Annotated in this window: 7 protein-coding genes; 5 read left to right on the plus strand and 2 right to left on the minus strand. The window is 47.2% G+C overall.

Annotation, left to right across the window (positions count from 1 at the left end; all coding sequences use genetic code 11):
• Positions 1-300: 300 nt before the first annotated feature.
• From LEP1GSC061_RS10625 to LEP1GSC061_RS10645, 5 genes are all read left to right on the plus strand, one after another.
• Complete coding sequence (locus tag LEP1GSC061_RS10625; RefSeq protein ID WP_016545687.1) at positions 301-1,908, plus strand: phytoene desaturase family protein; 1,608 nt, start codon at positions 301-303, stop codon at positions 1,906-1,908.
• A 139-nt stretch (positions 1,909-2,047) separates the two neighbouring features.
• Positions 2,048-4,519 (plus strand): hybrid sensor histidine kinase/response regulator, encoded by a 2,472-nt coding sequence (locus LEP1GSC061_RS10630; RefSeq protein WP_016545703.1) that lies wholly within the window; start codon positions 2,048-2,050, stop codon positions 4,517-4,519.
• 120 nt (positions 4,520-4,639) lie between these two features.
• Positions 4,640-7,156, plus strand: coding sequence for a histidine kinase N-terminal 7TM domain-containing protein (locus tag LEP1GSC061_RS10635; protein ID WP_016545612.1), 2,517 nt, complete (start codon positions 4,640-4,642; stop codon positions 7,154-7,156).
• 6 nt (positions 7,157-7,162) lie between these two features.
• Complete coding sequence (locus LEP1GSC061_RS10640) at positions 7,163-10,147, plus strand: MHYT domain-containing protein (protein WP_016545678.1); 2,985 nt, start codon at positions 7,163-7,165, stop codon at positions 10,145-10,147.
• Positions 10,148-10,162: 15 nt separating this feature from the next.
• On the plus strand, positions 10,163-11,158 hold the full coding sequence (locus LEP1GSC061_RS10645) for a response regulator (protein WP_016545453.1): 996 nt from the start codon (positions 10,163-10,165) through the stop codon (positions 11,156-11,158).
• Positions 11,159-11,161: 3 nt separating this feature from the next.
• Here LEP1GSC061_RS10645 and LEP1GSC061_RS10650 read toward each other — a convergent pair whose 3' ends face one another.
• Both LEP1GSC061_RS10650 and mtnB read right to left on the minus strand, forming a co-directional pair.
• Entirely contained in the window at positions 11,162-11,845 is a 684-nt protein-coding gene (locus LEP1GSC061_RS10650) for an SDR family NAD(P)-dependent oxidoreductase (RefSeq protein ID WP_016545548.1), read from the minus strand.
• A gap of 4 nt (positions 11,846-11,849) precedes the next feature.
• Positions 11,850-12,485: a methylthioribulose 1-phosphate dehydratase gene (gene mtnB, locus LEP1GSC061_RS10655; protein WP_016545684.1), complete on the minus strand. Its 636-nt coding sequence runs from the start codon at positions 12,483-12,485 to the stop codon at positions 11,850-11,852.
• Positions 12,486-12,488 lie beyond the last annotated feature (3 nt).

Here is a 12,488-nt window from a genome sequence, read left to right on the forward strand (position 1 = left end):
AGCTTCGCCCCTTGAGTCCCAGTGGGCAAAAAAAAATTCCGCAAGTTAGGCGAAATGGTCAAGCGAATTTGCCCTTTTTCTGTCAATTTCGACATGAGTATGTGAGTTAAGACTCAGTGCTTTCGCTGGTCTCTCTTTTTCGCCATTTCGAAAGATATCATTACTCCTTTTTTTCGAGACAAACGGCCCGAAAATCTTCAAGGGACAGAGTGAAAAATTTAGATTGGTTTTTTCCGAGAACGGAATCTGATTTCTGATGCTTCCTTCCTTTATCCATTAAAGGATAGAAACAAGCTCCCTATGGAAAATCGCGATTTCGACATCGTCATCATCGGCTCAGGTATGGGGGCACTAACCGTCGGTTCCCTCCTTTCCCAGTTCGGAAACAAAAAAGTCCTTCTACTCGAGCAACATTTTAAGGCCGGAGGCTTTACTCATGTTTTCAAGAGGGAAGGAAAGTTTCTTTGGGATGTGGGGATTCATTACGTAGGTGATATGGCCCCAGATTCTCCCCTACGCCGCATCTTCGATTTGGTTACCGGAGGCAAAGTGGATTGGGCTCCCATGCCGGAAATCTTCGAAAAATTCGTTTATCCGGATTTTAGCTTTTCCGTCCGAAACGATCCGAAGCTATATCAAGAAGATTTAATCCATTCTTTTCCTCACGAATCCGATTCCATCCGCAGATATTTCCAGGACGTCCGAAAAGTTTCTTCTTGGCATGGAAGGCATATGATGCTGAAAGCACTTCCTCCCTTTTTGGATACCTTCGGCGCCGCAATCGATTTGATCGGCGCTTCCTCCGCCCTCGTCACCACGGGTGAATATCTGGATTCTAATTTTAAAGATCCGAAGCTGAAAGCGATTCTCTGCTCCCAATGGGGGGATTACGGACTACCTCCTCATATTAGTTCCTTTGCCATTCATTCTCTTATAGTCTCCCATTATCTCCATGGAGGCTTTTATCCGGTAGGAGGCTCGGGACAAATCGCCCAAGCGGTCCAGGAAATTTTAAAGGAGCATGGGGGAAGAATCGCCCTTTCCCGTCAAGTTTCGGAGATTTTAGTGAAGGACGGAAAGGCGGTCGGAGTTCGCGTGATTAATAAACGCAAATCCGAGGAATCCGGAAAAATCGAAGAAGAGATCTATTACGCGGATCATATCGTATCCAATGCCGGGGCTTATAATACTTATCTAAAGCTCTTACCCGAATCCGTTCTCATCTCTTTTCGTCAGAACTTGGACTCCTTCTCTAAGGCCTATCCCCTTATTTCCAACGTCACTCTCTATCTGGGTTTAAAAGACGACCCTCGAAAATTGGGGTTTCAAGGAGAGAATCACTGGATCTATTCTTCTTTCGATCATGATAAGAATTTCTCGGACGGTTATAAATGGACGGAAGGAGGCAAAATTCCCGGAGTCTATCTTTCCTTCCCTTCCCTAAAGGATCCTAAGGCCCATGCTCATACCGCGGAAATCATCGCCTTTTGCGACTATCGCGCCTTCGAAGAATGGAAAAATCAAACCTGGAAAGAAAGAGACGATAAATACGCCCGGAAAAAGAAAGAATTAATCGACAGGCTTCTTTTGTACGTTGAAGAAAGATATCCCGGATTCTCCCAATTGATCGAATATTCGGAACTTTCTACCCCTCTTACTACGGAACATTTCACCCGTCACCAGCGGGGCACGATCTACGGATTAGCGAGCGTCCCCGAAAGGTTTAAAGAAGCCAAGTCTCCTTGGTTCTCCCCGAAAACTCCCATAGAAAATCTGACTCTTACCGGATCCGACGCGGCTTCTCCCGGACTAAGCGGCGCGATGATGGGAGGTTTCGCCGCATTTACTCGCGTCTCAGGCGGCATAAGCATTCTTCAGCTCCTACGTAAAGCCGGACCGGCCCGTTGATATCCTTGGCAAAAAATCCGTAATTTAGTTGAAGGAATTCGGAAAGAAGTTAATTTAATTCGTCGCTGAATTCTTCTCTAATCGAACGAGTCCTCTGAAAAATCGGAATCCGTTCAAACGGAGACCGTTTTTTTTTGCAATGGAAACTTCCGATCGTTCTGGCACAAATTTTCAATTACTTTTCGAATCCGTTCCCGGCCTATATCTTATTCTAGATTCAAATCTGAAAATCGCTGCAGTGAGTAACGCATATCTAGCCGCCACTCTTACCAAAAGATCCGAGATTTTAGGCAGAGGAATTTTCGAAGTTTTTCCGGATAATCCGGACGATCCGAATGCCGACGGTGTCAGCAATCTCAAAGAGTCCCTTTTAAGGGTCATAAGCACGAAGACCCCTGACGCGATGGCGGTCCAGAAATACGATATCCAACTCCCGGAGTCGGAGGGCGGAGGATTTAGGGAAAAATTCTGGAGTCCCTTGAACACTCCCATTCTGGGTGAAAATGGAAAAGTCGCTTATATCGTCCACCAAGTGGAGGACGTAACCGAATTCGTACAATTGAATCGAAAAAGATCGGAAGAGATTAAAATCACCGAAGAGCTCCGGAATCGCACCCGCCAGATGGAAAGCGAAATCCTAAGGCGCTCCGAACAATTACAGCAGACAAACCGGAAGCTCAGAGAGGCGGAGCAAATTAAGAACGAATTCTTCGCTAACGTCTCTCACGAGCTCAGAACTCCCCTGTCTCTGATTCTTGCTCCCTTGGAGTCCATTCTTTCCGGTAAATACGGAGACATCCCTGTTCAGCAATCCGATTTTCTCAAAACGATCCACAATAACTCGGTAAGATTGCTCCAATTAGTCAATAGCATATTGGATTTTTCTAAAGTAGAATCCGGTAAGATGACCGTGGAATTGGAATCCCTGGATATCGCAAAATTGACTTCTTCCATCCTCAAGGATTTCATCCCTTCGACCCATGAAAAAGGAATCGCCATCCGAAGTGAAATCAAGCCAGAGTCTATCGGAGTTCGAATCGATCGTTACCTATTCGAAAGGATTCTTTTTAACTTACTCTCGAACGCCATAAAATTCACCCCTTCCTCCGGAAACATTACCGTAAGTTTGATTCTGAACGACAATATGCTTACTCTTTCCGTTTCCGACTCCGGAATCGGGATTTCGGAAGAAGATATCCCTAAATTATTCCGAAGCTTCCATCAATTAGAAGGCTCTTCCACACGCAGATTCGAAGGTACCGGACTTGGCCTCGCGATGGTAAAAGAATTTTCGGAACTACTCGGAGGGGAAGTGGATGTGAAGAGTAGAATAGGATCCGGAAGCACATTTACCGTTAAGATTCCGGTCCAAACTTCCGGTTCTTCCGATTTAATAGAAGCGGCTCCTCGATCTACCTCGTTATATTATTTTCAAACTCCTAAAAAAGAATCGGTAGAACACGGAGGGTCGTCATCCTCTTCGGCAAGAGTCCTCGTGTGCGAAGACAATCCGGATCTCTCCGACTACATTTCTTCCTTATTGAAGGATTTTTGTACGGTAATGTCCGCTAAGAACGGAGAGGAAGGAATAGCGCTCGTACGATCCTGGTCTCCCGATTTGGTTCTCTCCGATGTGATGATGCCCGTCAAGGACGGGATAGAGCTTTGTCGGGAAATCAAATCCGATCCGAATCTATCTAAGACGGTCGTAATTCTTTTAACGGCCCAAACACATAGGGACGCGATGATCCGAGGCTGGGAGGCCAAAGCGGACGAGTATCTATTCAAGCCCTTCCATCCGGAGGAGCTTATCACCCGAGTAAAATCGCTTCTTTCTATAGCCGAGGACCGAAAAAGGACGATGCAATGGATCGAGCAAAAAAACGCAGAACTCGCGGATGCTAATTCGGAGCTGGAAGCTTTTTCATATTCCGTTTCCCACGATCTGAGAGCGCCGTTACGCGCCATATACGGTTATTCCGAAATGCTGAGAGAAGATTACGGATCCGTTTTGGACGAGGACGGAAATCGATTCTTAAAAGTGCTGACCGAGTCCACTCAGAGAATGGAACGACTCATCGATAATCTTTTGGAATTCTCCAGAGTGGGCAAGAGAGAATCGCATAATGTAAGATTCGATATGACCGAAATAGCGAATAATGTGGTCTCCCAATTAAAAGAACAAGCCGAGGTCAAGGCAGAGATCGTCATTCATCCCCTATCGGAAGTGATCTCGGACAAGGACTTGATGTCCTATGTTTTACAGAATCTGATCTCCAATGCCGTGAAGTATTCTTCCAAGAAGGAACACCCCAAGGTAGAGGTGGGAATGACGGAAACGGAGAGAGGAAAGACCTTCTTCGTGAAAGACAACGGCGCCGGATTCGATATGAAATACTATTCCAGGCTTTTTGGAGTATTCCAAAGGCTCCACAGACAGGACGATTTCGATGGGACCGGGGTCGGTTTGGCCATCGTAAATCGAATTGTAACTCGGTATAAGGGAAAAGTCTGGGCGGAAGGAAAGATAGGAGAAGGTGCCTGCTTCTATTTCACGATCGGAGATCCCCCCGGGACCGAAGCCGGAGACCAATCCGAAGAAGTCGCCTAACTCGTCGAATTTTTTTATTTCCCAAAAGGATTCCTGTTACCTGAGTGCCGCTTATCGAAACTATCCGCAAATCCCAACTTTCTCCTTGAGTATGCTCGGAGGATTTCGAATCATGTATCGATGGGAACGGAAGTCCAATCTCTCGCATGGTTTCGATGGACTCCTTATGCGATCCTTCCTCTATTCAGCTTTCTTCTCTCCCTCAGCACTCTTAGATTAGCAATTCGGAATAGAAGAACCTCAGGAGCGCCCGAGTTCCTACTCGTTTCTTTAGGAATGGTCCTATACAATTTCGGGTATTTCTGGGAAATCGTAAGCCTAAACCCAAAGACCATCCTATTTTGGGACGATTTCCAGTTCTTAGGCCCCGATATTCTAATCGCATCTCTCCCCTTTCTTTGCTTTAGAGTCGCAAATCTCAATCGTCTGATCCACCCGATCAGTATCGCTTTAGTGTCGATCGTCCCTATTCTTACGGAATCCATCGTGTGGTTCGGTCCGGAAGAATGGATCCGACCTTCGATACGATTCGACGACTCCGCTCCTTGGAGAGCTTTGATCTACGAATACGGTCCTTGGATGAACGTATTCGTAGTGAACTTCATCGGTACGTTCTTCGCATGTATTCTGATTCTTTTATATGGAATATGGAGCCAGAGAGCTTTTCATAGAATTCGCTGCCTCGTATTTCTCATAGGGGTCTCCATCCCTTTCGGCGGACAGATCATGACCGCATTCGGATTCGTTCCGTTCATCCATCCTAAGTTAGACGTATTTCCTTTGGCCGCGAGCTTCGCGCTATTAATATGGATGTACGGACTATTCTACTTTCGCATCTTGGATCTGATCCCCTTGGCAAGGAACCAAGTTTTCGAATGGATAGAAGATGCCGTCTTCGTTCTGAATCCCCAGGGGTTCCTACTCGATTGCAACGTTTCCGGTTTGAATCTTCTAGGAACGGCAAGATTGAGAGGCGATAAGAATATCGGCGAATTTCTTCCCGACCTAGGACTCATTCTGGAGGATTGCGCCTCTATCGGGAAATCGGGATACGAGTGGAAACACGCGAATCGTTATTACGACATTTCCGTTCGCTACCTGGGAGAAGAAGGATCCCGATACAGAATCGTGGTACTCAGAGACATTACCGAAAGAGCCGTTTCGGAGCGCAAGCTCTCGGAAAGAAGGGACGTATTACAGACTATTCTGGATTCCACGAGCATCCTATTTCTAGTCCTGGACGGAGAAGGCAAATTAATCATTTTGAATAAAGCCTGCCTCCAACTCACGGGCTACGAACTTATGGAACTCGAGGGAAAATTGTTCTGGGAGATGGTACTTTTTCCGAAAGATAGGGACAGAGTCGTTCGCGTCTTCCAAAATCGTTTTTCGAGTAAGAGATTTCCGAATCGCACGAGCGTTCTCATCCGAAGAAAAGACGGCAAATCCAGATACACCGTTTGGGAACACAAAGAGGTCCGGGACAAATCCGGAAATCTGCAATACGTAATCTCCACGGGGGCTGACACCACGGGACTCGAAGAAGCGGAAGTCAGAATCGACACTCTGAAACGAGTAAATGAAGAAATTCTGATTAAGAATTCCATCATAGAGGTTCAGAAGAAAGAACTGGAAGTCGCTCTCAAGAACCTGACAGAGACCCAGTCCAAATTGATCCAGGCCTCCAAACTTGCCGATCTGGGACAATTGGCCGCGGGGATCGCACATGAAATCAATAATCCGATCGGCGCCATACAGGCGGCAGGATATAATATCCGCTCCTATCTAGGCAAAGTAAGGACCGATCTTCGCTCTAATCTTAAATTACTTTCCACTTTAAGCGACCAAGATTGGAATCTTTTCGGAAAATTTGTGGAAAAAGGAATCTCCTCCAAGGAAATCATCATCGGCTTGGAGAGAAGAAAGCTTCTATCCTCCCTGAAGGAGGAAATGAAATCCCTAGGCGTGATATTTCCGGAAGATACTGCCGAGCTATTTTTGGATTACGGAATAGCTTCCGGATGGAAAGAGTTCCTACCCATTCTTCTACGCCCGGAAACTAGGGAATTGTTACCGTTCTTCCTGAATCTTTTGGGGCCGGAACAATGTGTGGATACGATTAAGACCGCCGTGGAGAGATCCGCAAAGATCGTATACGCGCTTAGGAGTTTTGCCCATTTCGAATCCTCCCATAAGAAACGTCTTTTCTCCCTGAAGGAAAACGTGGAAACGGTTCTTACACTTTACCAAAATCTTTTCAAACACGGAGTGGAAGTATCCACAAGTCTGGAGAATATTCCGGAGTTCCTCGGTTTCCCGGACGATCTAATGCATCTTTGGACCAATATCATTATGAACTCGGTCCAAGCGATGTCGTATAAAGGAACTCTCCAAATCAATGCGGCCTTAAAAGGAAAGGAAGTGATCGTATCCTTGCGAGACAACGGCCCCGGAATCCCTGCCGAAGTGCAAGATAAAGTCTTTGAAGCATTCTTCACTACGAAGGCTTTGGGAGAAGGCTCCGGTTTAGGTCTTGATATTGCTAAGCGAATCGTCGAAAAACACAAGGGGAGAATTTGGTTCGAATCTTCTCCGGGAAACACAATATTCTACGTAGGATTACCATTCGAGGTTTGATCGCTAGTGTTTGATTTTCTTCGATCATTTTTCGTCCAAAACGTTTCCGCCGAGATTCTACCGGCCACTTACAATCCATGGCTGGTCGCGCTATCCATTCTCATAGCCATATTCGCTTCCTATATCGCGCTTCAGATCGTAGTTAAGAATATTCCGGAATCCGCACCTCCTATCACTAAATATCTGGTACTGTCGGCGGCAAGCCTTGCCCTCGGCTGCGGAGTCTGGTCCATGCATTTCATCGGTATGCTTTCCTTCCAGCTCTGCACAACCGTAGAATACGATAAGAGTCTGACCATTCTCTCTATGGTTCCCAGCCTATTTGCATCGACCATTGCCTTATCCTTGGTCCGTCGTCCTAAGATTTCTGCCGCCGAACTTATATTAGGTGGAGTTTGCGTCGGTTCGGGAATCGGCGCCATGCATTATACTGGCATGGCCGCCATGGAAATGACCGCCTTCCTACGTTACGATCCTTGGTTCTTCGCGCTTTCCATTATAGTAGCCGTCATTCTAGCCATAGTTTCCCTTTGGGTCCGTTTCGGTTTGGAAGGACTGAGATTAGGGTCCCAATGGCCTTCCATAATCGCCGCTTGCACGATGGGAACCGCGATCTCCGGTATGCATTATACCGGCATGTTCGCCGCTCGTTTCATAGGGGACTCCCGGACTATTTTAAACACGGAAGCTTCGGATCCGACTTTTCTTGCGTTATCCGTCACCTTTATTACGATCGCCTTTTCGGCATTCACCTTCGCGGTGAATTGGTTTCTGAGATACAGGGTTCTCGTGCAGAATCTCAGGACCAGCGAATCCAGATTACGAACCATCATCACTACCGCCGTAGACGGAATCATCACGATCGACGCCCAAGGAGTCATCCAAGACTTCAACCGCTCCGCGGAGTTGATCTTCGGCTACGAGATTTCCGAAGTGATCGGAAAGAATATCAGGGACCTGATTCCCGATCCCTATTATACGGGCCTGGAAAAAAAGAATAAAAACGAATTGAGCGCCGGGCTCGCGAAAATAGTCGGAAAGAGCCGCGAAGTCGTAGGTATCCGCAAAGACGGCTCCGACTTCCCTCTTCGGTTGGCGATAGGACATGCGAAACTTCCGGAAGGAAGCCTATTCGTAGGATTTGTCACCGATATCAGCGAAAGAAAAATGATAGAGACCGCTTTGAAGCAAAGCGAACAGCAGGTGAGATCCCTCATAGAGAATATCCCCGGAATCACCTATCGATGTCTCCCCAATAAGGATTGGAAGATGCTCTTTATGAGCGACGCCTCGGAAAGCGTTACCGGTTATTCCGTCGCGGATTTTGCCCGCCCGGATTCCGAGCTTTCTTTTAAGAATATCATTCATCCGGCAGACTTGGCAAGAGTCGAGGCCGAAGTCGACGAGGCTATTCTTCTCAAAAAACCTTTTACATTAGAATATCGGATTATACGAAAAAATGGGGAGATCCGGTGGCTTTGGGAAAACGGGAGCGGTCTCTTCGGCGGAAACGGAGAAGTTCTATTTTTAGACGGAGTGATTCTGGACATCACGGAAAGAAGGAATATGGAGGAGGCTCTTAGGCAGGAAAAAGAAAAAGCGGAACTGGCCGCGATCACAAAGACCGCCTTTCTCGCCAACATGAGCCACGAAATCCGGACTCCCATGAACGCGATTTTAGGATTCACCGAAGTTCTACTTTCCGAAAATCTAAAAAGGGAACACAGAAGCCATCTTGAAACCGTCAAAAATTCCGCGAAATCTTTATTACGACTTTTGAATGACATCCTGAATACGGCGAAACTAGAGAAGGGTGCGGTCGAGTTGGAAGCGATAGGTTTTTCCCTTTTCAAATTGCTCGGAGAACTTAAATCCAGTTTGGGTATAGGCGCGAGAAAGAAGAATCTTCAATTCGAAGTAATGCGGGATCCTTCCGTCCCCGAATTCTATATCGGTGATTCTCTCCGCATCCGCCAGATTCTTACCAACCTGATAGGGAACGCCGTAAAATTCACGGATAGCGGTAAGGTCACCCTAGGAGTGGAAAGACAGGGAGAGAATCTGCACTTTTATGTGAAGGACACCGGGATAGGAATCCATTCCGATCGATTGGAAAAGATTTTCGAACCTTTTACGCAAGCGGACGTCTCCACTTCCAGACGTTTCGGCGGAACGGGACTCGGGACCACTATATGCAAACAACTCACGGAACTCATGGGGGGCAAAATTTGGGCGGAGAGTGTGCTCGGAGAAGGAAGCACCTTCCATGTGTTACTGCCTCTGCACGAAGGCGGCAGCTCAGGACAGGAAAGGGTATCGGGAAGCGATTTCATTCTACCCGCTTTAAAAATCCTGGTCGTGGACGACATGGAAAAGAATACCGAATTAGTCCGTCTTTTACTTCGAAACCAGGGACATACGATAATCGTGGTTCATAGCGGAGAAGAAGCGGTGCAGGTGGCCACTTCGGAATCCTTCGACCTGATTCTTATGGATGTCCATATGCCGGGTCTGGACGGTAGACAAGCGACTCAAGTTATTCGCATGCACGAAACTCAGGAAGAAAGCCGCAGGACTCCTATTATAGCCCTGACCGCAAGCGTCCTCCCCGACGATAGGGCCGCAGTGGAAGAAGCAGGGATGGACGGATTCATCGCTAAACCGGTGGACGTAAGCGAAATGATCTCCGAAATCGCGAGAGTATTAGGGTATTCGAATGTAATAAATAAGGAGAAGCCGACGACGGTCCCTTCTTTCGGACCGGAGGAAGTTTGGGATCCGGCTCGCGCTTCCCGACTTGCGGAACTACTCTCCGATTCTTTAAGAAGAGGTTCTTTCGAAAGCGAATACTTGGAGGAGCTTATGGGATTGATTCATTCTAAAGTCCAAAAAGCGCTGTACGACTCCTTACGGATCAAGATCGAACAATTCGAGTTCGAAGAAGCGCGGAATATTCTCAAGGGAATATCCGTCGAGCTCGGATTGTTTTAGAATACGGGAGATTCCATGGAAAATTTTACCGATTTTAAACCTAAGATTCTAGTCGTGGACGATGAGGCCGCCAATCTTCAAGTCCTCAAACAGATTTTACAGGACGACTATAAACTTCTATTTGCGAAGGACGGTTTTAAGGCGATAGAACTCGCAATTTCGGAAAAACCGAATCTAATTCTCTTGGACGTCATGATGCCCGGACTTACGGGCCACGAGACCTGTAAGAGATTGATCCAAGAGCCGACTACTTCCAGGATTCCGGTAATATTCGTGACCGCCATGGCGGAAGAAGAGGACGAAGCGGACGGTTTCGCCTCGGGAGCCGTCGACTATATCACGAAACCTGTAAGTCCGGCGATCGTAAAGGCGAGAGTGAAAACCCATCTTTCCCTGGTTAGAAACGAGGAACTCGTAGAGACCAGATTGCAAATCATACAAAGATTAGGGCTCGCGGCCGAATACAAGGACAACGAAACAGGCCTACACGTAATCCGGATGAGCCATTATTCCAAGACATTGGCAAGTGCATTAGGTTATTCTAATGATTACGCGGAAAAGATCCTACATGCCTCTCCTATGCACGATATCGGTAAGATAGGGATCCCGGACAATATCCTGCAAAAACCGGGCAAACTCACTCCCGAAGAATGGGAGGTCATGAAAAGACATCCTAATATCGGCGCTGAAATCATAGGAGACCACGACTCCAATCTTTTGCAGGTGGCAAAAAGTATCGCCCAGAACCACCACGAAAAATGGGACGGCTCCGGATATCCGAACGGATTCCAAGGTGAAGGTATTCCCATAGAGGCGAGAATTGTGGCCTTGGCGGACGTATTCGACGCTTTGACGACCGAAAGACCCTATAAAAAGGCCTGGGAGATTTCCGACGCGATCGAATTCATCCGAAAGGAATCCGGAAAGCATTTCGATCCGAATCTAGTTCCCGTTTTCCTGGACCAAATGCCGGAACTTCTAAAAATACGGGATCGTTGGGCGGAAAAATAATTCTTAAAGGACGCCCTTAGGGGGAAGCAATAATATCTCGTCCTGATTGAATGTCCGGGGTTGAGAATATACATTGGCGAGCAATTCCGCCGCGTCCGCAACAGGGATCATGTCTTTCCTATCGAATCCTTCTCTCCCGTCCCAGATGGACGTGTCGATCGCGCCCGCATAAACGACGCTCACTCGAATGCCCCTATTCTTAACTTCTTCCCGGATCGCTTTTGCAAAACCTGCGATCCCGTGTTTGGAAGCGCAATAGGGAGAAGATTCCGGAAAGCCCTGCTTTCCTGCTGTGGAAGAGATATAACAGAGTAAGGACCCGTTACCTAAGGCAGGCAAGAGCTTAGAGGTAAGCAATATAGGAGCGCTTAGATTCAGGGTAAGATGTCTTTGCAGATCCTCCCATTCCAGGTCCTCGATTTTTAGAAAGAGTCCGTCGCCGGAAGCGAAATATACCGCGTCTATGTTCTTCCAATATCCCAGAAGGGCCAAAGAGAACTTTAAGGTAGCCTCAGGATTTCCCAGATCGCAGAAATAATTCCTTCCTTTTTCGGGAGAGGATTCCAAATGGATTCCCCTTCTGGAAATCCCGATCGGGAAATACCCCGGAATAACATTCAGTTTTCCTAATAAAGCTTTTCCGATTCCGGAACCTGCTCCGACTACCAGTATGTTCTTGGATTCCATGGCCCTATTTGGACATAGCCCGGACTTTTAGCAAGAAATCGGCAGCTTCTAGATGCCGATTGGCTTGGACCAAGTCCTTGCCCCAAACGGTGATCCCGTGTTTTTCTATAATACAGAATGGGACCCTAGGCTTCGTCTCGGTCAGATATTTTTCAAGGTGATCGGAGATCTCTTGGACTAACGGATAATTATAGATCACGGGAACGGAAACGTTCGGATTCTCATCCCAGATACCGAAGGCCTTGATAATTTCCAAGGGAATAAGAGGGAGTTCCTCGATCGGATTTTCTTTTGAAACCCCGATTTCAATCAGATTGGATTCGGGAGTGTGAACATGTAGAGAACATCCCATCTCGGGGAATGCCTTATAGACCGCCCTGTGGATGGAGGTCTCCGCAGAAGGCTTTAGGCCTTCTCTGCCTTTCCAGCCTTCCCTTACCTTGCCCGTTTGGATATCCACGGGCAGGAAGTCCTTGCGAGTGAGTTTATTTTTATCTAGTCCGCTTCCGCTGACCCAGAATAGGGAAGAATCTTTCTCGTCCTTGACGGATAGATTGCCGGCAGTACCCGGCATCCATCCTTTGGAATGATACAGAACTCCCGACTCCGCCAAGCGGGTGAGAATTTTCTTTTGGGACATTTT

The organism is Leptospira wolffii serovar Khorat str. Khorat-H2 (assembly GCF_000306115.2).
In the GTDB taxonomy this organism is placed as follows: domain Bacteria; phylum Spirochaetota; class Leptospiria; order Leptospirales; family Leptospiraceae; genus Leptospira_B; species Leptospira_B wolffii.